This window comes from Corallibacter vietnamensis (assembly GCF_039537875.1).
GTDB classification, from domain to species: domain Bacteria; phylum Bacteroidota; class Bacteroidia; order Flavobacteriales; family Flavobacteriaceae; genus Corallibacter; species Corallibacter vietnamensis.
In genome coordinates this window covers 1,306,600-1,331,017 of the sequence record NZ_BAABBI010000001.1, presented here as the reverse complement: position 1 = coordinate 1,331,017, position 24,418 = coordinate 1,306,600, and the positions used below count along the sequence as shown (strand labels likewise).

The following is a 24,418-nucleotide window of genomic DNA, read 5'->3' as shown; positions in this document are numbered from 1 at the left end:
TTTGTAGTTGCTTGATTATTTTTTAGTCAAAGTAAAAACCTCCGCCATCATTAGTCTCTCCTTTTTTGCCAAGACTATTAAACTTCCAGCTAAAGCTCAACATAAAGTAACGTTCTAAAACTGTACTTTGAGAATCCTCTATGTAGTTTTGAGTAGCACTTCTTCTTGCGTTGGTGTTTTGGTTTAGCAAATCATAAGCCTTTAAGGTTATTGTACCTTTATCTTTTAAAACAGAATAAGCGAGGGTTGCATTCCAAAACCATGCGCTTTTTTGAAAACCATCAGCTATGTTTGGGTTGTAGTTATAGCGTATATCGTTTCGCCACTCAAACTTTTTAGGTAAAAAGAGTGCTGTTCCTATTCTTAACTCATGATATAAAAAGTCTCTGTCTTCAAAGGCTGCAATATTGTACGAGTTTTTACTAAAGTTTATACTATATCTAGGTCTTATTTCTAAAACATCTTTCCACTCAAACTTGGCACTAACTTCAGGTGATAACGACCTAACACGACTCGCATATTGAACTCCGTTATTAAAGTTTATATCTCTAGAAAAGTTTCCGTAAACACCAATACCTGCGCTTATTGATCTTAAAGAATCTACTTTTACCCGCTTATCATAATCAAAGCCTCCATAAACATTATAACTTCCATTTACATTAGCATAGGTTGTTTGTCTCACTAAATCTTCGTCTATGGTTGTTTTAGATACTATTTTATTATTGGTAAATGTGGCTCCAAAGTAACTATAAAACCCTGTTCTATTTTGAAAATCATAAGAATTGAAACCAGCATAAATACGATGATTACTTTCTGGCTCTAAATTAGGGTTACCAACTACTGTGTTTAATGGATTAGACACATCATTAAACGCTTGTAGTTGCGACAATTGTGGCGGATCATTTCTTAAACGGTAATTGAAATAAAACGAAGCTTTATCATTAAATCTGTAATTAGCATATGAACTTAATTGTATCGTTTTAAAATCGCGCTTTATGGTAAGTTGTGGCCTTAAATGATCTATGTTTTCTAATGTTCTAAAAAGGTATTGCGCTCCTATTCTTGATGAAAATCTTTTTTTTCTGTAACTAATAGACATTCCTGGGGAACTTTGTTCATCAATATATTCAAAGTCTGTACTTAAATCAGTATTAAAGTCTGAATATTGACCTGTTGCTAAATCACGATCTCGCGTTGTTTTAGTATCTATAGTTTTATTCCTTTGATACTCGTATTCAAAATTTAGGAATAGTTCTTTTGCTATGATTGGCAATCTATATGCAATGGAAGAGTATAAATTGTTTCTTTCTCCGCTCCCATCGGTATATTGATCTCTTATTATTTGATCTGTTAGCACATAATCTGGATTACTTGGATCTGTAACATCTTCACCATAAACATTGGTTTGAGATTTTAAATAATCATCACTTGAACTTTTATTAATTTCATTTGTGATATTAAATCTTAAAAAAGCGCCTTTATTTCCAAATCGTTTTGTAACATTCAATCTGTTTCTAAAATTCCTTGCTTCATTTTCCACAAATGACGATGTATTAGATTCGTTGGTTAAAACATTCTCTTCTTCACTAGATGTTTCATCTCTAAAAAAACTTGTTTTACTATTTGAATACCTAAAAGACGGATCTATATTGATTAAAAAAGTAGAATCTACTTCTATATCAAAGCCAAGATTTGCACTATGACTATCACTATCACTTATAGATTTAGAGTGCGATGTGGTAAAATATCTTGAGTCAGGCAGGATATTTTCTCGCTCTGACGATGATTCGTTTTCAGAGCTGCTTCCAGAAAAGAAATAATCGGCAGAGATATCTGTTTTTTCACCTATTACATCTGCATAATTAAATCCAGCATTCTGGGATTTTGTTATTCCTTGTCCGCCACCAAATGTACGGCCATCTATGGTAAATGTTCCGTTGCTAGACATAGACATACTATTAGCTCCGCCAAACATTTTTCTTATCTCTCCAAAACTAAAGCCTGGAGAATTAATATTGTTACCTCCTAAAAGCACACTTATACGCCTATCATTATTAAAATAATTAAGCATTCCTGCACCTTCATAACGCTCATCTGTTCCAGCTCCAGCGGCTATTCTACCAAAAACACCTTTATTTTTCTCTTCACTAATGGTTAGGTTTATGGTTTTGTTTTCGCCATCGGTAACTTCGCCAGTAAAAGCTTCTGATTTTGTTTTAGTATCAACAACTTGTATTTTCTCAATAAGCTCTTTAGTTAAGTTTTTTGTAGTGATTGTTGGATCGTCTCCAAAAAATGGTTTTCCGTTAACTAATATTTTATTTACCTCTTTACCATTTACTTTTATTTTTCCTTCTTCATCAACCTCAACACCTGGTAATTGCTTTAGTAAATCTTCAACAGTGGCATCTTTTTTTGTTTTAAAAGAACTTACATTAAACTCTAACGTATCCTTCTTTATGGTAACTGGCGCAGCTGATTTAATAACGACTTCATCTAGAGCATTATCACTTACCGCCAAGGCAATTTTACTTAAGTTTATTTTTTCTTTGTCTAATAAAATACGTTGATAATACGTTTTATAACCAACAAAAGAGACATACATATTTGCCGCCTTATCACTACTCCGCTCTTGTAAGGTGAAGTTTCCATTTTTATCAGAAATGGTATAGGTTATTAATGAACTATCTTTTTCGCGTTCTAAATAGATTGTAGCAGACTCTAAAGGTGATTGATCGTCTTCTGCAACTAGGGTTCCTGAAATCTCAAATGATTTTGATTGAGAAAAGGACACACTGACACAAAGAAATGCCAGGAAGACAAGTGATTTCTTCATTTTTTTGATTGATGTTTAGCGTTTTGTTAACTTAAAAACGAAGATATTGCCTTTTTCGTATGAAATTTCTTAAAAAAACTATAAAATTATGTTATTTTTTACGCATGTAGACACTTACAGGAACTCCATGAAAATCAAAATGTTCGCGCAGTTTATTTTCTAAAAATCGCTTATAAGGTTCTTTTACATATTGTGGTAAATTACAGAAAAATGCAAACTGTGGTTGCGGTGTTGGCAACTGCATGATATATTTAATTTTCACATATTTTCCTTTATATGCGGGCGGCGGATTTTGCTCTATGATTGGTAAAAGAATTTCGTTAAGCTGGCTTGTTTTTATTCGTTTGGTTCTGTTTTGATAAACTTCAACAGCCGTTTCTATAGCTTTAAAAATTCGCTGTTTGTTTAATACAGAAATAAAAACAATTGGCACATCTGTAAAAGGTTCTATTTCACGTCTTATTACACGCTCATATTCTTTTATGGTTTTATTGTCTTTATCTACTAAATCCCATTTATTAACAAGAATTACAATCCCTTTTCTGTTGCGCTCTGCTAACCAAAAAATATTTTGTACTTGACCATCAAAACCGCGTGTTGCATCCATAACAAGTAAACACACATCACAATGCTCTATGGCTCTAACGCTTCGCATTACAGAGTAAAATTCTAAATCTTCTTTTACTTTAGCTTTACGTCTAATTCCGGCCGTATCAACCAAGTTAAATTCAAACCCAAATCGGTTATACTTTGTATCTATCGAGTCTCTGGTAGTTCCAGCTATATTTGTAACAATGTATCGGTCTTCACCTATTAATGCATTTATAAAAGATGATTTCCCAGCATTAGGACGACCAACCACTGCAAATCTAGGTAGCTCTTCTTTTTCTTCTTCTTCAACATCTGGAAGTGCCTCTACTAATGCATCAAGTAAATCTCCTGTACCACTACCATTTATACTAGCTATGGTATAATACTCACCTAACCCAAGCGCATAAAACTCTACAGCATCTTCGGCACGTTTATTATTATCAACTTTATTTACAGCCAGAAATACTGGTTTATCAACCTTTCTTAATAATTTGGCAACATCTTCATCCATACCAGTTACACCAGCTTCAACATCAACCATAAATATAATAGCATCAGCTTCATCAATAGCTAATTCTACTTGTTTATCAATCTCGGCCTCAAAAATATCGTCACTTCCTAACACATATCCGCCTGTATCTATTAAAGAAAATTCTTTACCATTCCAGTCACTCTTACCGTAATGGCGATCTCTTGTCACTCCACTAACAGCATCAACAATTGCCTCTCTACGCTGAATCAAGCGATTAAAGAATGTCGATTTTCCTACATTTGGTCTTCCTACAATAGCAACAATGTTACCCATTTTAAATAAAATTTTGGTGCAAATATAATGATATGCTTATGATTTCGTTGTATTTTGTGGTACTCAAAATAATAATTTTATCATGAAAAATAATATCACTGCTATAATATTCTCTTTAGCCATTGTCATTTCTGCATTTTTATTAGGAAATGCTTTTATGAATAGAAACAAAGCTGATGGTACAATATCTGTAAACGGATTAGGGAAAACTGATTTTACTTCAGATTTAATTGTTTGGGAAGGTTCTTTTGCAAAAGAAAGTTCTAATTTACAGCAAGCATTTAATGATTTAGAAAAAGACAAAAAAATAATTACCGACTACTTACTATCAAAAGGTATTACGGAAAAAGAGCTTGTTTTTAACGCTGTAAATAGTCGTAAAAATTCGCGAGCAAAATATACGACTGATGGAAAATACGTTGGCGAGGAATTTTTAGGTTATGTTTTAACGCAATCATTACAAATAGATTCTAATGATGTTGAAAAGGTTGAAAAAATTTCTCGAGAAATTACCGAGCTTCTTAACAAAGGAATTCAGTTTTACTCTCAAGCACCGCGATATTACTACACAAAACTAGCTGATTTAAAAATTGAAATGATTTCTAAAGCAACCGCAGATGCTAAAATGCGTGCTGAAACTATAGCAAAAAACTCGGGCGGCAAATTAGGTAGCTTGATATCTGCTAAACTTGGCGTGTTTCAAATTACTGGTCAAAACTCTAACGAAGATTATTCTTGGGGCGGAACTTACAATACGTCTTCAAAAGAAAAAACAGCTTCTATCACTATGAAACTAGATTACGAAGCCAATTAACTTACTATTTTTGATTGTAACCAAAACGCTTTAATTGATTGGTATTAGAGCGCCAATTTTTATTCACTTTCACGTAAAGTTCTAGGTGAATTTGTTTTCCGAAGAATTTTTCTAAATCTTTTCTGGCTTCAATACCAACACGTTTTAAAGCAGATCCTTTGTGCCCTATTATAATGCCTTTTTGGGTATCTCGCTCTACCATAATTACAGAGCGCATGCGAATTATATCATCTTCTTCAAGAAACTCTTCAGTATCAATTTCTACGGCATAAGGAATCTCTTTTTTATAATGCAATAGTATTTTTTCTCTAATGGTTTCATTTACAAAAAAACGTTCAGGCTTATCTGTTAACTGATCTTTTGGATAAAATGGCGGTGAGTCAGGAAGCAACTCTATAATTCTGGTGAAAACCTCTTGCACCTGAAAACCTTCTAAAGCTGAAATAGCAAAAATCTCGGCATTCGGAACTTTTTCAGACCAGGCTTGCACTTGTTCTTCAAGTTGTTCTTGATTGGACGTATCAATCTTATTTAAAAGTAGTAAAACAGGTATTTTTGAGTTGGTTATTTTATTAAAAAAAGCGTCATCTTTTAATTCTTTTTCACCAATCTCAACCATGTAGATTAGCACATCTGCATCATCAAAAGCAGACTTTACAAAATCCATCATAGATTCTTGTAACTCGTAAGCTGGTTTAATAATCCCTGGTGTATCACTTAAAACCATTTGAAAATTCTCACCATTTACAATACCAAGTATTCTATGACGCGTTGTTTGTGCTTTTGAGGTGATGATAGATAATTTTTCACCAACAAAAGCATTCATTAAGGTTGACTTACCTACATTAGGGTTTCCTATAATATTTACAAAACCAGCTTTGTGCATTCTTTTATATTTTATGCAAAGATACTACTTGTTATTTTTCAATAACACGATTATTAAAAAAAGTACTTACGATCTAGGTTTGTTAATACCTCTATCATACAAAACAATACTACCTGCAACAGATACGTTAAGGCTTAATTGCGATTTAAACTTCACCAAAAAGTGACTTTTTTCTATAGCTTGTTTTGATAAGCCATGATCTTCTGCACCTAACAAATACACACAACGTCTAGGGTGATGAAAGGTCTCTAGATCTTCAGCTTCATTGGTAAGTTCGACACCAACAATTCTAGCACCTTTAGGCAGGTTATTATAAAAATCATCAAAAGTTTCATAGTGAAAATACGGCATTGATTTTACTGCATTATGTGTATCACATGCTTGTTTAGCATAACGATTGCCTATTGTGAATATAAAACTTGCTCCTAAATTTTGGGCAGAACGCCATAAAACACCCAGATTTTCAGGGGTTTTCCCATTTTGGATACCTATTCCAAAAAACTCATTTTCAAAGTTATCTAACATATTGCCAATTTATAAAAAATTAAAACGAGTATACCTATTAACTTTATGCTATTGTTGTATATTTTAATAAAAAAAGAATTTATCAGTCGCTGCGCTTGGTTGGCGGATTCACCTACCCTGTATCAAGTACATGACAGGCTAAAGCAAAATCACTCGGAATTAGCTACGCTATTTTTTTAATTTAGCTGCACTAATCGTCAATTTAGCTACGCTGAACCTAAAAGTTTGCTAACATCAGTGCTAAACCGAAAATTATTAACTTTAAATTCGCAACTAACGATTTATACATATTCCAAGGTGAAAAATAAACAAATGAAAACAAAGTTACACATATTCAAAACTGTTGCTAAACATTTAAGTTTCACAAAAGCTGCCGAGCAATTATATATTTCACAGCCTGCCATATCCAAAGCAATTAAGAATTTAGAACAAGAATATGAAACAACGTTTTTTATTAGAAAAAGGAACTCTATTGAATTAACAATAGAAGGAAAATCATTCCTTATATATGTAAATAAAGTATTAGCGATCTATTCTGAAATGGACGAGCAATTTTTACATAAAAATAAAACCTTTCCAAAGTTTATAAACTTTGGAGTAAGTACAACTTTATCTAATTATGTCATTCCAAAAGTAATTGCAAAGTTTAGAATGCAATTCCCTCAAACAAAATTTGATATAGTTAGTAATAATTCAGAAAATATTGAAAATTTAATTTTAAATGAGGAAATCGATTTTGGAATTACAGAAGGGAATTTTTCTAATCCTAAACTACACTTTGAAAAATTTATAAAGGACGAAATTGTACTGGTAACCAATGTTAGAAATCCTTTATTTAAAAAAGGACATATTGATATAAAAACACTGCAAAAAATTCCAATAATAGAACGTGAAAAAGGCTCTGGAACAAGAGACATGATTTACACTTTTTTGCAACACCATAATATCTCTAAGTTAAACACTGTAGTAACCCTAAACAGTACCGAAGCAATTAAAAATTATTTATACAGCTCTAACGATTTTGCTCTAATTTCTATAAATGCTATAAATGAAGACTTAATAAACAACAAGCTTAAAATTATAGATATAAAAGGGTTGATAATTGAACGATGGTTTTACTTTGTAAAAAGAACAGGTTACATTTCTAATTCTTTAGAAAAGTTTGAAAAATTCATTAAACTAAACCATAACTTTTAGTTATCGCTAATAATTAATTCGTTTCCTTTTTAGTTATACATATCCTCTAGTTTTGTGTTAAACAAAATTATTTAACATGAAAAACATCATCTCTAAAGCAGTTTACTTTCTTGTAATTCTGCTTTCACTTTTGGGAATTATAAACAGCGCTACGGCCTTACTGCTTGGTTTTTTATTTACAGTTATATTCCACAACCCTTTTAAGGCATACAGTCATAAAGCTATTCATTATTTTTTAAAAATATCAGTTGTAGGCCTTGGGTTTGGAATGTTCTTAAAAGAAACCCTCGAAACAGGTAAAGAAGGATTAAGCCTAACAGTACTCTCCATTGTTTCAACTGTATCTTTAGGCTTACTCCTAACAAGACTTTTAAAACTTGATTTAAAACTAGGCCATTTAATAACTTCAGGAACAGCTATTTGTGGAGGAAGTGCTATTGCAGCTATTTCTCCTGTCATTAAAGCAAAAAGTAAAACAATAAGCATTGCTTTAGGTATCGTATTCTTATTAAACTCTATTGCTTTACTTATATTTCCTGCTGTTGGACATCTGCTAGATTTAACACAAGAACAATTTGGTTTATGGTGTGCCATTGCTATACACGATACAAGTTCGGTTGTAGGAGCTGCTTTAAGCTATGGAGACGAAGCATTAAGAATTGCAACCACAGTAAAACTATCTAGAACTTTATGGATTATTCCTTTATCTATTTTTTCAATGTTTTTATTTAAAACAAAAGGAGAACGCATAAAAATCCCTTACTTTATCGTTTTATTTATTATTGCAATAATAATTAACAGCTACCATATATTACCAGAAACAGCGACTAATTTTATTGTATTAATGGCTAAACGTTTATTAATAATAACATTATTTTTAGTAGGCTCAACCATTTCTATTAAAGATTTAAAATCTATCGGAATAAAACCCATCATATTAGCATTAATTCTGTGGATTTTCATATCAATTTTCTCATTAATATTTATCACATACTAATCATGTATTTCTTATCTATTGTTTTTAAGAATGGCATAAGCTAAAAATTACGGCACTTTTAAAAGCCTCTAATTGATAAACACGCTACTCTTGTAATGTTTGTGATATCAAGTAATCAGCTTTGTGATGATACTTTATAGAGCATAATAGAACAACTAAAAAACCTTATCAAATACTTTTACAGTATGTTTATTAATTTCATCAAAACTGTATCTACATTATTAAATAGATCGCTATATTTTTGGTTTATAATTATATCGGGGTTAAGTGCCGTATTTTCTTGATTCGACAATCGAAATAATCTTTTAGAATAGGATATTACAAGTTTTGAATTTGGTAAGATAAAGCTATCCATATCTTGATACCCATTTGGGTTTGAACCTGTGGGTTGACCAACAATTTTTGCATTTAACAATTGCTTAAAGAGGGCTGCGTTACTTGTAGCCGCTGAAAAGGTTTTATTACTTGTTAATACAAATACACCATTTTTCCAGTCTATAGAATCAGCAAGGTTAAGAGCATACGCTAAAACTGTACCTACATACAAATCACCACCACCATTTTTACGCATATCAATAATTACCTTTTTCATTTGGTTTTCTTGAATATAAGAGACTAATTGTTCGCCAAACACTTGCATCTCTTCAAAGGTTGGGTAACTTTCAAAATTTATATATACCGCTTTTGTGTCAGAAATTGATGTAAACCATAAATCAGGATTACTACTATTGGGTATTGTTATTTCTGGTACAGATAAAGTTACCATTGAAAGATTACTTTTCTCCCAAATGTCATTAGTAATTGTGTTCAATTTCAGATGTATTAATTCATTATTATTGTTGCGAAAACTAAATGTGGCTTCATTAATTGAATCAATCAAATTAATATTGAAAAGTAATTCTGCTATTGTTAAATAACTACCTGTTCTATCTTTTAAAGAATATTCATTTTCAACAAATTGAGCGATTTTTGAAATTTTTTGAGTAACTGTATCAATCGGCATCCCATTAATAGTCTCTAATGAAGCCTTGAGAATATGTTTATCCTTATTCAATGTTTTTACAACATACCATCGATTTTCGATCCATTTAACTTCAAAAGGAAAGCGATGTGTTGATATATCTCTCAAGGATACCGCCGTATGTCCATCATTAATGAGTCTTGTTAAATGCATTAATTTTAAAATGATTTCAAAATCATTTAATGACTCAATATTATTATAAATTTTATTCCATTCTTTTGTAAAATCTGCTTTAGTAATTGAATGATATAAATTTATATGGTTTAGTTCTAAAGATGCTTTATAGATTTCAAGGTCTTCTTTCCAATGCATTTTTTTTAATGATTGTGCGAATAGTGGATTAAAAACCGAAACGATAAAAATTGATAAATAAATTATTTTTTTTCTTAATAAATCCATAGTCTTATTTGTTTACTAATATTTTTAGTATTTCATAAACCAAAATCATGGCACTTTTAGAAGCTTCAAGTTGATTTAAAGTCCCTGAAATATAAATGTCTAATTGTGGGCAATACCATAAAAACGACGCTGTAGATCCAGAATGACCAACGAGTTGCAAGTCAGATTCTGTGTTTGTTAATTCATCAATAGACACTTTTCTTATCCCAAAACCGTATTCCATTCCTTTTGTTTCAGTTATCCAATTTTGCATGGCTAAACGTGTGTCTTTCTTTACAATTTTATCGGTATTAAAGGCTTTTAAAAATGCTATTAAATCATGAGTGGTTGAGACTAAACCGCCGCCGCCCCAATCTGCACTTAAGCTATTAAAAGACAAGAGCTCGTATTGACTTGCATAGAACTTAACCACAGGAAGTTTATTATTTATGGCTTTAGATTTTAAGTTGATATACGAACTATTCATGTTTAAAGGTTGAAAAATATGCTGCTTAAAGAACTTATCTAACGATAAACCACTTACATTTTCAATTATCAAAGCTAAAAGCACATATTCGGTATCGGTATAATGATAACCTTCACCAGGAACAAAATGAGGTGTCATTTTTTCTTTAGAAAATTGTATCAGTTCTTCTGCAGACCACATTTTGTTAGGGTTCATTAATAGTTGACTAATGATATTTTGACTTTCATCATTGGTTGAATCTGTAAAATAATCAGGTAAACCAGAGGTATGTTGCAGTAAATGTGCAATGGTTAAATCTTGTGAATAGTCTTTACCATCTAAAATATGAAGGTTATTCATCAATGAATCTGGTAAGTATTGAGCAATTTTGTCTTCAAACTTTAATTTGTTCAGATCCTTTAAAATACCAATTGCTGTTGCGGTAAACATTTTGGTGATGCTAGCTGTGTAAAATGGATGATTTATTGAAATGGAATCTTCTTTACTTTTAGCTAACTGAATATCGATATCACGAGATTCAGAATATACATGTAGTAAACCGCTTTTTATATTTTCTATTTCTAATTCAGTTTTAAATCGTTGTTTAATTGTTGTTTCTGTTGTTTGCTGTGCAATAGCTGATAATCCAACTAAAAATATTAAACCTAGAAATAGATGTTTCATAATATTAGTAATTTGTTGAATGATGGTTTTGTAAGTTAAAATTTTATACCAACATAAAGGTTAGGTTCAAACAGAAAGTAAGAATCCCATTTATTGTCGAGTTGCTTAAATTGTTTAGGCGTATTGGTGTCAAAGTGCCAAACATTACAATGAAATTGTGGTTCTACAAAAAACTGTTTCTTTTTACCAAAAGCAAAGTGATAACCAATATGATACGAATTGTAGAGCTTAAATCCGTTGGCTATTTTTTTGTCATCAAGATCTAAATAGGTTTTGTATAACGGCAACACTTCAACTGAAGCAAATAACCCTTTCCAGAGCATACGTTGATATGAGATACCAATACCTGTTTCGCGTAAATAACCAGGATAAAATTCGGTTTCAGAGTCTATTTTATCTTTTAGTCCGTCCCACCATTGAATGCCCATAGGTTGAAACAAACGCCAAGTGGCAAATTTAACACCAACAATGTTTTTAGCGTCAAGCTCACGTTTTATATGTAATTCAATGTGTTGTGTGTTGGTTCTTTCGCCACCTTTTCCAATATTTCCTAAAATAATAGCAGGAAAACTAACTCTGTATTTCAAGTCGTGATTAACAAGTTTTGATGATTCTGAAATCTGTTGAGCAAAACCATGAAACGTGAAAAATGTTAAGCAGATAATTACTAATTTTTTCATTGTGATTGATGTTTAAATTGTTCGTTTTTTGTTTGATTATTTGATGTGACAAAGATGTTAAAGAAGTGAATGCCAATCGTCCTGAATTATGATTTGAAACCTTTTAAATATTTAGTTGTAGTTTCCTTTAAGTAGAACTTTAAGTAGTAACTCCTGCATTCTATTAGATGCTTCCATTGGTATTTGATGACCTACATCATTGAACCTATAAATTTCCTTTTCTTTAGATTTTATACCCTTAAAGAACTTTTTGGATAACTTATAATAAGCTGTGTAGTCTTTATCACCATAAAAAACAATCGTTCTACATTGTAATAAAGGTCTAATTTTTAGTCTGTTTACTTTATAAAGTTGGCTGTATAATAGACCCCATTTGGTGTACCATTGTTCGAAAAACTGTGAGTATTGACTGTAGAGCGTATCATTAATTGATTCGCCTTGGTATTCAGAGAACCATTTGAACTGAATAGCCATATCTTTTGCATTATGATAAGGTATATTAATAGTTTTTAGTTGTGTAACTGCTTTTTGGTTTTTAGATTTCCTAAAATGTCTAATAAGCATCTTATTCAGACTTTTTTGACTTGACAAAAGATTTACAATGGGGCTTATGGCAACCAATGTTGAAATTTTGTCAGGATGTGTTTCTGATAAATGAAAAGCTAATGAAGTACCCCAAGAATTTGCCACTAAAATAATTTGTTGACGATGAAACGTATTTAAAATATAATTGAGTAACTCTTCAGCATCTGATTGCATTAATGCTAATGTTGGTCTTTGTTTTATATTGTTTTGTTTTAAGGTTTTGCCTGCGCCTCTTTGATCCCAATGAATCACTAAAAAATCTTGTTCTAATGATGCTGTTATTTTTTCACTATGAGCAGATGCCGCTGCACCAGGACCTCCATGTAAATACAATACTACTGGTTTGTTCTTAATCCCCTTAAGACTAACGTATTGGTCTATGCCTCCAATCTTTACAAAGTAGGATGTGTCTATTTTTTGATGAACGTTTTGTATATTTTGTGCATTCATTTTATAGATAAACACACTTATAATTATTAAGATATTTGTTTTAAAATTCATTTTTAATTGTTTTTAGTTTATTGATACAAAGGTGCTTTGAAAAGTATTTTTTTTCGTTTTAGATTATAATTCAGTACCTATTTAGTCTATCCATCAAGTTTTTATAAACAAAAAAAGGCTTAACACAATTAGTGCTAAACCTTTAATTAATTTTTAGAATATTATTTTAAAATAGCGTTTCAGGATGCGATGTGAGTTTGTCTACATTTTTAGTGATTTTTTCAATCTCCCAATCCCACCATTTAAGTTCCAATAGTTTAGAGATGATATCTTCAGAAAAACGTTTTTTAATAGGTTTTGCAGGATTTCCGCCAACAATAGTGTAAGGTGCAACATCTTTTGTAACTACTGCTTTTGTGGCTATAATGGCTCCATCACCAATGGCTACACCAGGCATAATGGTAGCATCATGACCAATCCACACATCATTACCAATTATAGTATTCCCTTTGGTTGGATAGCTTTTACCATCCATAGCATGTTGCCATGCACTACCAAATATGGCAAACGGATAGGCTGATGTGGCTTCGGTTAAATGATTACCACCATTCATGATAAAAGTTGCGCCAGATGCAATCATGCAAAACTTACCAATGATGAGTTTATCACCTATAAAATCAAAATGGTATTTTACGTTTTTTTCAAAATTTGAAACCGTTTCAAAATCATCGTAATAGGTATAATCACCAACCTCAATATTAGGATTGTTGATGTAGTTTTTCAAAAAACACAACTTATCATAATTAGCTAACGGAAAAACGCTACTTGGATCTATAATGTTCATCTCTTTAGTGTATTAGCTTCTTCTCTAAAATAGTCTTTTAAATGGTGTTTTCCATAGGTTGGTGCGATATTATCTTCTGCCATTAAAGTTAGGAAAAACTCAATTGGTCCATAGGTTTTAACACTTGTAAATGTTCTTAACGTCCAAATAGTGAATCGTCTTAAACAATCTGGTAAGTGTGTAATTTTAATCGGTTTGTTTAATGATGATAATGCGAGTTTACTAATATCATTAAGACTTAAAACATCAGGACCGCCAATGGTTATTGTTTTGTTGTAATCGCTCAAATTCTCCACAATGGCATTAGCTAAATCTTCACCATGAATTGGATTAAATTTTTGATTTCCAGATCCAAATAAATATACACGACCCGATTTTGCCATTTGTAAAAAGTCTTTCATATCAGAGAAAAAACCGTTAGGCCTTACAATGGTATAGTTTAATCCTGATGTTTTTAAAGCATCAACAAACTTTTCTTTGGCTTCAAAAATCTTCAAATGTCTATGTTTATCACCATTAATAGCAGACACATAAACAAAGTGGCTTACACCAGACTTTTTTGCTTCAGCAAGTAGATTCATATTCGCTTGATAATCGACATCCATATAGGTTAAACCATCCTTTTGTCTCGTAATACCAACGGTTGAAATTACGGTATCTATCCCTTTACAAATGTCTCTTAAGGTTTCGGGTTTGGTGACTTCGGCTTGCTTAATTTCTAAATAATTTTCATTAGGATTATCTATCTGATTTGGCTTACGGACAATAGCAACCACCTGATTTTGTTTTTCTATTAAAACCTTTAATAAATGTCTACCAAGATAACCAGTAGCACCTGCCAATAAAATGTTGGTATGTTGCATGGCTGTAATTTATTGGTTAAACTCATTAGTTAACAGTTGCTGAATTATGGTATTGCGTTGTTCGCCAGAATCGTCTTGTTGATTGCTTAATAATACAATAGTTGCGTTGCATTCTGGCACAAAACCAATCATGCTCCAGTAACCGTCTATATCGCCACCATGCCAGTAAAGTGTGGTGTTGCCTTCTTGTGTGGTAAACCAACCTAAACCAAAATCTACATAGCCGCTTGGTACATCTTGCGCGAATATGTCTTCTTTTTCTGTAGCTGAAAACCAGTTTGTTTTTACAGCATTCGTCCACGTTTCCATATCTTTTGGTGTGCTACTAAAATCGCCAGCGCCAAACGCTAAATTCATAGGGTAAACACTATTTGCACTACCATTTTTATAGCCTTCGGCATGTGTGTTTTGGTCAATGATATCCGCACCTCTGTATGTGTTTGTCATTTGCAAAGGATTAAAAATATTCTGCTGAATGTACTCGTGATAAGCCATATCAGTAAGTTCTTCAACCAGCAAAGCCGCAATAAGGTAGTTAGAGTTACTGTATTGTTTTCCGGCACCAGGTGTAAAGTTGAGTCCGTTTTCTGAAATTAGTTCCATAATAACTTCATAGATGTCTTCTTCATCAAAAAAGTAGCCTTGTTCTGTAGCGTCTTCAACCACAAATTGGTAATCTGGAATACCGGATTGATGCGATAACAGTTGTGCAATACTAATTTGATTTCCGTTTGGAAACTCAGGGTCAAATTCATCTAAAGTTTGATTATAATTAGAAATATAACCATCGCGTTTTAGCTGAATAATTGCTGCTGCAGTTAATGTTTTGGAAACCGAGCCAATGCGGTAAGCTAATTGGTAATCTTGAGGAAGTGCTGTGTTTTTATTAGCTAAACCAAATCCTTGTCGGACTAAATCGCTTCCATTTTTTGTGATAATGGCATAACCTTGAAAGTTGAGATCGGTTAATAAATTTTTAGCGGTTGTGTAATTAATGGAAGCTGTGTTGTTGTCATCATCTGTTGAACATGATGTAAAAAGCATTACAATAGCTATTATAAATGCCATTAAAAGTTTGTGTAAAATTGTCATAACTGTTCGTTTTTAATTGATTATTTGATACTGCAAAATTGAAGTACAAACAGTTATGCGTCGTGCTAAATTATAATTTAGAACGTTCGGAATTTATAAGAAGAAAGTTTTACTTAGAATGCTGTTGCACCCATTTACTAGGTGTAATACCTTCTGTTTTTTTGAAAAAAGTATTAAACACGCTTTTAGAATTAAAGCCACTATCGTAAGCTAAACCAAGAATAGTGATGTGTTTAAATTCTGGTTTTACTGCAATGGTTTTAAAATATTCTAAACGGTACGTATTGATAAAATCGTTGAAGTTTTTCTTGAAACTCGCATTAAGCAACCACGATAAATGATTTGGATGTATATTGACTTTATCTGCTAACGCACGTAATGATAATGTTGTATCTAAAAAACATTCTTCATTGTCCATTAAATCTAAAATAGCGGTTTTATAATGCGCTATTTGAGCTTTAGAAAGGAGTTGTTTTTCAATAGTTTTTGTTTGTGGTTTACTTTCGTTAGATAAGGCAAAAATAACATCAAGTTGTTTGTTGAAGCGTTCAAGATTGTGCAAAGGTTCTAATAACGGATCTACTTTTACTAACGTCATTAAAGGCTCTTTGTGAGTAACACCTTCATCAATTAAATCTAAAGCGTTATCGTACTGCTTCAAAATCGTATAAATATAAATCAAAAAAAAGCGCACACGCTCACGGCTATCGGTGTTGAGCAAAGGCTGTAGCTTACTTATGTAAACCTCAACTTTTACTTTATCTTGCATTACCGCATACGCCAAAGTAGTCATTATTAGTTGCTCTGTTTTAGAGCCATTTATTTCTGGAATACTTTTGGCAACTTCAATGATGTGTTTAGGTTGATTTTGATAAGCTAGAGACAATGCATAAATGCCATAGCCAACTATAAACTTATTGTTAATTTCAAAACATCGTTTAAAATGTCTTTTTGCTCCTTTTACATCTTTATTAATATAGGCATTATAGCCCATAAAATAGTTGTTTAAATCGTTAAGCGGATCTAGTGAATAGGCAGTATTTATATGTGTATTGGCTTCCTCTAAATTACCTTCTAAAATTAACGTAATAAAGAGTTTTTGATGTGCATCAGCATAGCCTGGTTTTAACTCTAAAGCTTTTTTAAGATGGCAAGCAGCCGCTTTAAAGTCCCATTTTTTATTGAGCGCATCCCAACCTAAGGAATGATGAACCTCTGGTAAATCTACTTTTAGTTTATGCGCTGAATTAAGATAATCCTCACCAATTTCAAATGCTTCTTTTACAGGCATTAATCCTGCTGCTGCTAAAATATTGTATGCGTAATGAATATGAACATGAGCCAACGCAAATGTTGGATACTGCTCAAGTATGTTTTTTAATATTGAAATACCTTCTACAGCATCACTCTTATTAAAACGCGAAACAAGCTTTTTAGCTTTTAAGTAGTCGTGATAGGCTTCTGTAGAAATTTTATGATGTGTTACTAGAGAATCATCAACATTAAAGTGTCCAAAATTTTCTCTAATTTTATCTGCAATCAAAAGGCTTATTTCATCCTGAAGTTTAAAAATATCATTAAGTTCACGATCAAAGTTTTTAGACCAATAATGCGCGCCATCTGATGTGTCAATTAATTGTGCAGAAATACGCACTCTGTTATTCGCCTTTCTAACACTACCTTCTAGAATGGTTGAAACATTGAGCTCTTTTCCAACTTCTCTAACATCAACTTGTTTTCCTTTAAAGGCAAAAGACGATGTTCTCGCTATAACTTTTAAAGCCTTAATATTAGATAAAGCGTTAATAATTTCTTCGGTTATACCATCACTAAAAAACTCATTATCAACATCATTACTCATATTGACAAAAGGTAAAACTGCTATGGATTTATTAGCCTTCAAATATTTTGACACTCTTTAACTTAATTAAAGCCTTATTACTAAAACTTTTTAACTAACAAACAATAATTTTTTTTATTCAATATAGAAATGATTTTTTACAAAACATCTCAATTTAGAACCAGTGACCTTCGGGTTATGAGTTTGAGATTTGAATTTTTAAAAACTTAAAAATCAAATACTTATAAAATTTAATTTTCAAAACCGTATGCACTTTCGTATGCAAAATCATATGCAGTTTGGAGCTGCAATTAAACAATAAAATTGAGACCTCAATATAGTATTAATTTTTAATTAAAAATGGTTTTCAAAATTTGATTTTTCACAAGCATATAAAAAGATTCTTATACGGATTTATCTGCTGAAAAAAGATACTAATAACAGTTATTAAAAAAGCTTGTTTTCAAATACCCAGTCTTTAATTGCGCCCATTTTTTTAACAAAGACATGTTTAGCGCTTATTTTCTTTAAATAGCGCTTATTTTTTTATTATATTGCACCTATAATTTACAAATTATGCAAAAAAGCGCTCATTTTTATTTTTCAGCACCTGTTTTTCATGGAAAACAAACACCAGAAGAAGGTATAATAGTAGGGTATGCAGCAATAATCCATAAGTTAAAACTGCAAATGCCTATGGTTACACCAATAGCATTAATTTGTGATCAAAATAAGAAGTACCAAAATAATGAATGGATAGTCTTACCTTCTAGTTATATACCAGAAGACAATACTAATCTAAATGAAATAGAAGCAATATATAAACACTTAGTTTTTGCTCTTAAGTATGAAGGAATAAACCTATTATTTTTCAGCTTCCTAATAGAACATTACTCAGAAGAGGATTTAACATCTTTAGTAAGTATAGAACCTACAGGACAATACAGTAGAAGAATTTGGTTTATTATAGAGTGGTTAAGAAAAAAAGAACTAAAAGGCATGGAGCCTCTTAATAAAAAAAGCTACGTAGCTGTAGTTGATGAGCGTCACCAATATGCAATAGAAGGCATAAAATCTCGTAGACAATTAGTAATAAATAACCTACCTGGCACCCCAGACTTTTGCCCATTAATTAAAAAAACTCAAAAATTAGAAGAATATATAAAAAGTAATCTATCTAACGAAAATAAAAAATACCTTACTGGTATAAGAAAAGAAATCATCCAAAGAGCTTCTTCTTTTTTATTATTAAAAGATTCTAAAGCCTCTTTTTCAATTGAAGGTGAGAGCCCAAAAAGCAAACGAGCATTTAGATGGGGACAAGCCATAGGACAAGCTGGAGTTAATAACTTAAATGAAAAAGAGTTAATGAGACTACAACAAGTTGTTATTGAAAACTCTCGTTTTATAGAAATGGGCTTTCGAAAAAAAGGTGGTTTTGTTGGCGAACATGATCGTATAACAGGTGAGCCTATTCCAGATCATATATCTGCTAAATGGCAAGATTTACCTAATTTAATGAATGGTCTTATTGCAACGAACAAGTTGTTAGGAAAAAGTAATATTGATCCTGTCATTGCTGCTACAATAATTGCTTTTGGATTTATTTTTATCCACCCTTTTGAAGATGGAAACGGAAGAATCCATAGATACCTTATTCATCATGTTTTAGCAAAAAAGAAGTTCTCCGAACAAGGCATAGTATTTCCTATTTCTGCTTCAATATTAAACCATATTGATAGTTACAGGCAAATACTTGAAAGTTATTCACATAAGTTACTTGATTTTATAGAATGGGAAGAAACAAATGATCACAATATAAGTGTTCTAAACGATACAATAAATTACTACAGGTATTATGACTTAACTTTACAAGCTGAGTTTTTATATGATTGTGTATTTGATACAATAAAACATATAATTCCTGATGAGTTTTTATATTTAACACAATATGATTTGTTTAAAAAAAATCTTGACGAAGCATATGAGATGCCTGATAAACTTGTAGCCTTGTTAATCAATTTTTTAGGTCAGAATAACGGCTCACTATCCAAAAGAGCTAGGCAAAAAGAATTTTCTTTACTGACAGAAAATGAAATTGAATCAATAGAAAAACTATACAAGGAAATATTTATTGATCATAATTAAACAACTCATTTTGCAGTCTTTTCAACCACAAAATGAGTTTCTGTTATTTATTCCTTCTTCTTCTTTTTTTTTCTCCATGGTGCATTCACTTGCCAATCTCCTGCCATAATACATCCGTAAGGCAGAATCTCATCAACAATTTCACCTAATCCAAATTGTTCTATTTGAGAACGAACAGATGCTGCTGACTTATAAGCACTAGGTAACTCGGAAATATCAATTTCATTTGAAAAGAAACGAATATCTAAACCTTCTGTTTCTTGCTTAAAAATAATATCATCAGCTATATGCTCATTATTTCGCTTATGTTGTGACCTACTCATGTTACGACCAGCACCGTGTGGCGCAAAACCTAAATTAGTTTTTGTTGTTTCGCCTTCTACAATCAAAATAGGTTCTGCCATATTTAAAGGGATAATTCTTGGCCCTGTAATATCAGGCATATATTTGGGATCAAGTGGCGTAGCTCCTTTTGCATGGTAAAAAATATCTCCATCTTTAAAAACAAAATTATGCTCATTCCAAAATCTGTTTATGATTTTTTCACCCACTAAATCTGATGTAGACTTATGAATTATCTCATGATTCAGTTTTGTCCACTCTCTAATAAGCTGCAAAGCTTCCCAGTACTGTTTACCTTCTTCAGATTCAAAAGGAATCCAAGCATTTTGAGATAACGTATCAGGTGACAAATGATTCTTAAACTTGTTTGCTATGGTCATTCCTTTTTTATAAAGTAAAGCGCCTGGGCCACGAGAACCATGATGTGTTACCATAACTGTGTGTCCTGTATTTTTTGATTTACCTACGTATAAAAAATGATTTCCATCGCCTTGAGTTCCTAAATGTTCTTGTGCCATAGACATACTCTTTTGATATCCTAAATATGGATTATTTTCAAAAGCAGTTTTTAAGCTTTCAGGCATCTTAAACTGTTCTCCTCTTGCTCTACCACCAGGACCAAAATGCGTACTTGCATGAGCTGCATCTAATATTGCCTTTGGTGAAACATTTCCAAAATCAGACAACATCACAGAACAACAAATATCAGCACTATGCATTCCTGGATGAATTGCATTTTTAGTTGCAACTACACCTCCAACAGGAATTGTACCTAAAGGTCCAGCAGGACAAGCATCAGGCATTATTGCTCCATCAACAACAGTTGGTGTTCTCATAACTGCGTTCATCGTGGCAACAACTTTTTCTACATTGTCTTCTTCTAATATATGTTCTGCCTCAATATTTTTTGCAAACTTTTTAGGAACATCAAATAATGCTATTGGGTCTGGCAATTTAAATTGTTCTAAATAATTATGTAGAGCTTCTCCTTGTAGGCTATTGTCATTAATGTGCTGCAAAGCTTCTTTATACCAAGCGCCTGGAGGGAATCCTAAAGCTCTTATATCTTTTCCTGTAATTTTTGTTTCTTCATTCATAATTTAATGTTTTATTTAAGCTCCGTAATGTCCAAAACTGCATTACGGAGCACTACTTAAAAAGGCAATTCCACAACCTTTATTTAATTACAGTACAAACATCACATTAAACTACGCAATCTTTTTGCGTAGTTTAAAATTAATAGTATTTTTATTGAAAATCGCTTATTATGGCTACCACTAAAAATGCCCTTATTAGATACAAAACCATTGACAAGTGCCTACAAAATCACTTTAAAAAGTGGACTTTAGATGACTTAATAGCAGCCTGCTCAAATGCGCTTTATGATTTTGAGGGCAGAAATATTAATGTGAGTAAGCGCACAATACAATTAGATATTCAGCTTATGAGAAGTGATAAGTTAGGTTATAACGCTCCTATTGAAGTATATGACAAAAAGTATTACCGATATGCTGAATCTGACTACAGTATAAAAAATACACCAATCACTAATGCTGATATGCAAGTACTTTCTGAAACCATAGAAATGCTTAAGCAGTTTCAAGATTTTTCACTGTTTAGTGAATTAAGCGGATTATTTAATAAACTAGAAGACCAAATACACACACAAAAAAATAACAAACCAGCAATTATTCATTTAGATAAAAATGACAACCTAAAAGGCTTAAAATTTCTTGACGAACTTTACCAAGCGATTTTAAAGGAAGTTGTCTTAATTATTACATATAAATCATTTAAAGCTAGACACCCTAACATTATTGTTTTTCACCCTTACCTTTTGAAGGAGTATAATAATCGTTGGTTTGTTATTGGCAAACCTCATGCTGAAGACAAATTGCTTACTCTGGCTTTAGACAGAATATTAGCATTAGATTACAATTTTAAACTCAACTATCAACCAAAGTTTTTAGACGCAAATTCTTATTACAAAAACACCATTGGTGTAACTGTAATGCCTGAAACACATCTAAAAACTGTGGTCTTCAAAATTGATTCAAAAAATGCTCCTTATGTCATAACCAAGCCTTTTCATAGTTCTCAAAAGTTAGTTGAGAAAAGCAAAAAAGGAAGCGTGATATTTTCTATTGATGTACACATCAATTATGAGTTAGAGCGTCTAATTCTTGGATTTGGAGAAAGCATTGAGGTTTTAGAACCTAATAGTTTGCGCAATCGTATTAAACAAAAACTTAATAAAGCTGCTAAACAATATGCTACGAGATAAGCCTCTATCTCTTTTTATTTAGCGTTATTGTTTCAAATTGGTTTTTAGATATTTCATTTAATTTATTGTTTGCTTTATCTTTTAAAACCTTACGGTAATACAAATGATCTGCTTGTTCTATAAATTTCACATCAGTTACTTTATACGCTGTAATAAACTGTTCTAAATCTGTTTTGTTTATAGAGGTATTATCACTTAAGTAATCTGAAAGTTTTAATAAAAGCTTCATTTCTGTTTGTAGGGTTTCTTTTGCTAGCTTCAAACCATTTGTTACCATTTGTTTTATTTCTAATTCTATTTCGGACACATCATGACACAGAAAATTATCTGATGCATCTGTTGAATACCCTAGAACATTGTTTCCCATACCGTTAAACTTAAACATTTTACTCACAAAGTTTGTTGCTTGCTTAATATCTGAAGAAGCTCCAGCTGTAATGTAATCTTTACCAAAAACAAGCTCTTCAGCAGCAATACCTCCTAAAAAGACAGCTACCCGTTTCTCTATTTCATGTTTTGCAATATACTTCCATGGCCATTTAGCATAAACAAAGCCTAAACTATCAGGATCGGATGTCACAGAACGAATATTTTCTGGAACTACTTTTAGTAAAATTGCAGATAATGTAGCATGCCCACTTTCATGGACGGCTGTTATAGCCTGAATATCATCACTTTTTGGTTTACGCATTGTTTCAAGAGGTGTCTCTACTTTTATCTTTTTAAAATGTACTTCATTCTCATTCATATCATAAAAGACTTCTAAATATCCTTTGCTATATGATAACCTCACTGTATTTACATGAATATTTTTAAGAATGATTTCTGAAATGAGTTTTGGCAGATTGGATTGTAACATATAGTTCACAGTGGTTTTTACTGGTCTAGCTCCTTGTGTTGGAAACACACCTTCCTTGTAAATTACATGTAATAGTGATTCAGCGAAATCTAACTTTAAACCAAAGCCCTTTAGAACTTTACTAGAAATGTCTTTCAACTCTTTAGTAATAATTGCATAATAAGCTTTTGAGCTTAACGACGGATAAATAATATGGTTATTACCTAACCTAGCGATTTGTTCAAGTCGGAATCTATTTGCTAAAGCACTTTTTATTTTTGGCAATGTAATTTTTAAAGTGCTCTCATAAAACACATCTGCATGAATATCTGCATTTAAATTTCCGCTTATATCATAAGCCTCATCTAGATTTCCAACAACAAAAATTAATGCTTTAGTAAATATTTTAATGTCTGGTTTTTGGGCAATTCTAATGATACGATCTAAAAAAGCAATAGATTCTTCTCCGTTTAAGGTTAACAGATAGTCGCTCAAATCATTTTGAAGCGTAAACCCCAATTGATTCCCTCCATAATCAATAATATCACTATAATATTCAGGTTTTATAAACTTTCTAGAACGTTCATCAATCTTTTTTAATTCATCATTATCATCATCTGACCAAAATTCTGCTCTTTCCATTTCCAAATGATATAACTTAAAGTTTTTAGTCACGATTCCATTCTCAACTCGCACACCTACTTGAAGTAATTTTTTCAATAATTTTACATGGTCTCTAAAGTCAAGAAGACCACGTTTCCATTGATAATATTCAATTTTACCAGAATCTATTAAATCCCAAACCTTACGGTTTACGTCAGCATTGACCTCTTCTCTCATAGGGCCTTTTAGTGTTCGTGTATGCTGAAACTCATCTAAAACAACAATAACAGGTTTATCTTCATTTTTCTCACATAAATCATCCAACCCGCTATTAAAAGCTCTGTTGCTTTTGTCTCCTAAATCAAACCTAAAAAGCAAGTCACTATAATCTATTAGTTCTGCCATACGCTGGATTAAAGATGTTTTCCCTACCCCTGTTAATCCCCAAAGGTTTACAATCAAAGGACGTTCTTGGTAATCATTTAGCATGTACCATGAGCGTGTATTATCTATAAGCTGATCAATGGCTTTATCAATCCCAAAAAACTCTTGTTTTAACTGTATTCTAACTGTTTCTAATTGGTTTTGCTTTTTTACAAACTCTTCTCGTAGTGTGTTTAATTTTTCGCTCATATTTTGATTTGTTTTAAAATGATAC

19 protein-coding genes are annotated in these 24,418 nt (G+C 31.8%); 5 read left to right on the top strand and 14 right to left on the bottom strand.

What is annotated here, in order from left to right; all coding sequences use genetic code 11:
* Nucleotides 1-22 precede the first annotated feature (22 nt).
* Together ABD690_RS06055 and der are read right to left on the bottom strand one after the other, a co-directional pair.
* Complete coding sequence (locus ABD690_RS06055; protein ID WP_344728340.1) at nt 23-2,836, bottom strand: outer membrane beta-barrel protein; 2,814 nt, start codon at nt 2,834-2,836, stop codon at nt 23-25.
* Nucleotides 2,837-2,927: 91 nt separating this feature from the next.
* Nucleotides 2,928-4,232 carry a ribosome biogenesis GTPase Der gene (der, locus tag ABD690_RS06050; RefSeq protein WP_344728337.1) on the bottom strand — a complete coding sequence of 435 codons (1,305 nt, stop codon included), beginning with the start codon at nt 4,230-4,232 and terminating at the stop codon, nt 2,928-2,930.
* 82 nt (nt 4,233-4,314) lie between these two features.
* Here der and ABD690_RS06045 point away from each other — a divergent pair, with 82 nt between their 5' ends.
* Nucleotides 4,315-5,046 carry an SIMPL domain-containing protein gene (locus ABD690_RS06045; protein WP_344728335.1) on the top strand — a complete coding sequence of 244 codons (732 nt, stop codon included), beginning with the start codon at nt 4,315-4,317 and terminating at the stop codon, nt 5,044-5,046.
* 4 nt (nt 5,047-5,050) lie between these two features.
* On the opposite strand, the gene era is transcribed toward ABD690_RS06045, so the two are convergent.
* Nucleotides 5,051-5,932: a GTPase Era gene (gene era / locus ABD690_RS06040; protein ID WP_344728333.1), complete on the bottom strand. Its 882-nt coding sequence runs from the start codon at nt 5,930-5,932 to the stop codon at nt 5,051-5,053.
* A gap of 66 nt (nt 5,933-5,998) precedes the next feature.
* Complete coding sequence (locus ABD690_RS06035; protein ID WP_344728331.1) at nt 5,999-6,457, bottom strand: RNA methyltransferase; 459 nt, start codon at nt 6,455-6,457, stop codon at nt 5,999-6,001.
* Nucleotides 6,458-6,769: 312 nt separating this feature from the next.
* Between ABD690_RS06035 and ABD690_RS06030 the strand changes: the two genes are divergently transcribed.
* Together ABD690_RS06030 and ABD690_RS06025 are read left to right on the top strand one after the other, a co-directional pair.
* Nucleotides 6,770-7,654 carry a LysR substrate-binding domain-containing protein gene (locus ABD690_RS06030; RefSeq protein ID WP_344728329.1) on the top strand — a complete coding sequence of 295 codons (885 nt, stop codon included), beginning with the start codon at nt 6,770-6,772 and terminating at the stop codon, nt 7,652-7,654.
* A gap of 76 nt (nt 7,655-7,730) precedes the next feature.
* Nucleotides 7,731-8,651, top strand: coding sequence for a YeiH family protein (locus tag ABD690_RS06025; protein ID WP_344728327.1), 921 nt, complete (start codon nt 7,731-7,733; stop codon nt 8,649-8,651).
* Nucleotides 8,652-8,829: 178 nt separating this feature from the next.
* On the opposite strand, the gene ABD690_RS06020 is transcribed toward ABD690_RS06025, so the two are convergent.
* The 8 genes from ABD690_RS06020 to ABD690_RS05985 form a co-directional block, all read right to left on the bottom strand.
* Complete coding sequence (locus tag ABD690_RS06020; RefSeq protein ID WP_344728325.1) at nt 8,830-10,071, bottom strand: S41 family peptidase; 1,242 nt, start codon at nt 10,069-10,071, stop codon at nt 8,830-8,832.
* A gap of 4 nt (nt 10,072-10,075) precedes the next feature.
* Nucleotides 10,076-11,200 (bottom strand): serine hydrolase domain-containing protein, encoded by a 1,125-nt coding sequence (locus ABD690_RS06015; protein ID WP_344728323.1) that lies wholly within the window; start codon nt 11,198-11,200, stop codon nt 10,076-10,078.
* Between the two features lie 35 nt (nt 11,201-11,235).
* Complete coding sequence (locus ABD690_RS06010; RefSeq protein ID WP_344728321.1) at nt 11,236-11,880, bottom strand: hypothetical protein; 645 nt, start codon at nt 11,878-11,880, stop codon at nt 11,236-11,238.
* A 111-nt stretch (nt 11,881-11,991) separates the two neighbouring features.
* The gene (locus tag ABD690_RS06005) at nt 11,992-12,966 is read right to left on the bottom strand and encodes an alpha/beta fold hydrolase (RefSeq protein ID WP_344728319.1); all 975 of its coding nucleotides are present in this window, start codon (nt 12,964-12,966) and stop codon (nt 11,992-11,994) included.
* Between the two features lie 166 nt (nt 12,967-13,132).
* Nucleotides 13,133-13,750 carry a CatB-related O-acetyltransferase gene (locus ABD690_RS06000; RefSeq protein WP_344728317.1) on the bottom strand — a complete coding sequence of 206 codons (618 nt, stop codon included), beginning with the start codon at nt 13,748-13,750 and terminating at the stop codon, nt 13,133-13,135.
* Nucleotides 13,747-14,613, bottom strand: coding sequence for an SDR family oxidoreductase (locus ABD690_RS05995; protein WP_344728315.1), 867 nt, complete (start codon nt 14,611-14,613; stop codon nt 13,747-13,749). Before ABD690_RS05995 ends, ABD690_RS06000 begins: the two co-directional genes overlap by 4 nt.
* 9 nt (nt 14,614-14,622) lie before the next feature.
* Entirely contained in the window at nt 14,623-15,705 is a 1,083-nt protein-coding gene (locus tag ABD690_RS05990) for a serine hydrolase domain-containing protein (protein ID WP_344728313.1), read from the bottom strand.
* A 109-nt stretch (nt 15,706-15,814) separates the two neighbouring features.
* Nucleotides 15,815-17,566, bottom strand: coding sequence for a helix-turn-helix domain-containing protein (locus ABD690_RS05985; RefSeq protein WP_344728311.1), 1,752 nt, complete (start codon nt 17,564-17,566; stop codon nt 15,815-15,817).
* Between the two features lie 555 nt (nt 17,567-18,121).
* On the opposite strand from ABD690_RS05985, the gene ABD690_RS05980 reads away from it, so the two are divergent.
* Nucleotides 18,122-19,693, top strand: a complete 1,572-nt coding sequence (locus tag ABD690_RS05980) for a Fic family protein (RefSeq protein WP_344728309.1) — start codon at nt 18,122-18,124, stop codon at nt 19,691-19,693.
* Between the two features lie 47 nt (nt 19,694-19,740).
* Here the strand turns inward: ABD690_RS05980 and ABD690_RS05975 are convergent, their stop codons facing one another.
* Nucleotides 19,741-21,132: an RtcB family protein gene (locus tag ABD690_RS05975; protein WP_344728307.1), complete on the bottom strand. Its 1,392-nt coding sequence runs from the start codon at nt 21,130-21,132 to the stop codon at nt 19,741-19,743.
* Between the two features lie 170 nt (nt 21,133-21,302).
* On the opposite strand from ABD690_RS05975, the gene ABD690_RS05970 reads away from it, so the two are divergent.
* Nucleotides 21,303-22,319 carry a helix-turn-helix transcriptional regulator gene (locus tag ABD690_RS05970; protein WP_344728305.1) on the top strand — a complete coding sequence of 339 codons (1,017 nt, stop codon included), beginning with the start codon at nt 21,303-21,305 and terminating at the stop codon, nt 22,317-22,319.
* Nucleotides 22,320-22,323: 4 nt separating this feature from the next.
* Here the strand turns inward: ABD690_RS05970 and ABD690_RS05965 are convergent, their stop codons facing one another.
* Complete coding sequence (locus ABD690_RS05965; RefSeq protein ID WP_344728303.1) at nt 22,324-24,393, bottom strand: hypothetical protein; 2,070 nt, start codon at nt 24,391-24,393, stop codon at nt 22,324-22,326.
* Nucleotides 24,394-24,418: the final 25 nt, after the last annotated feature.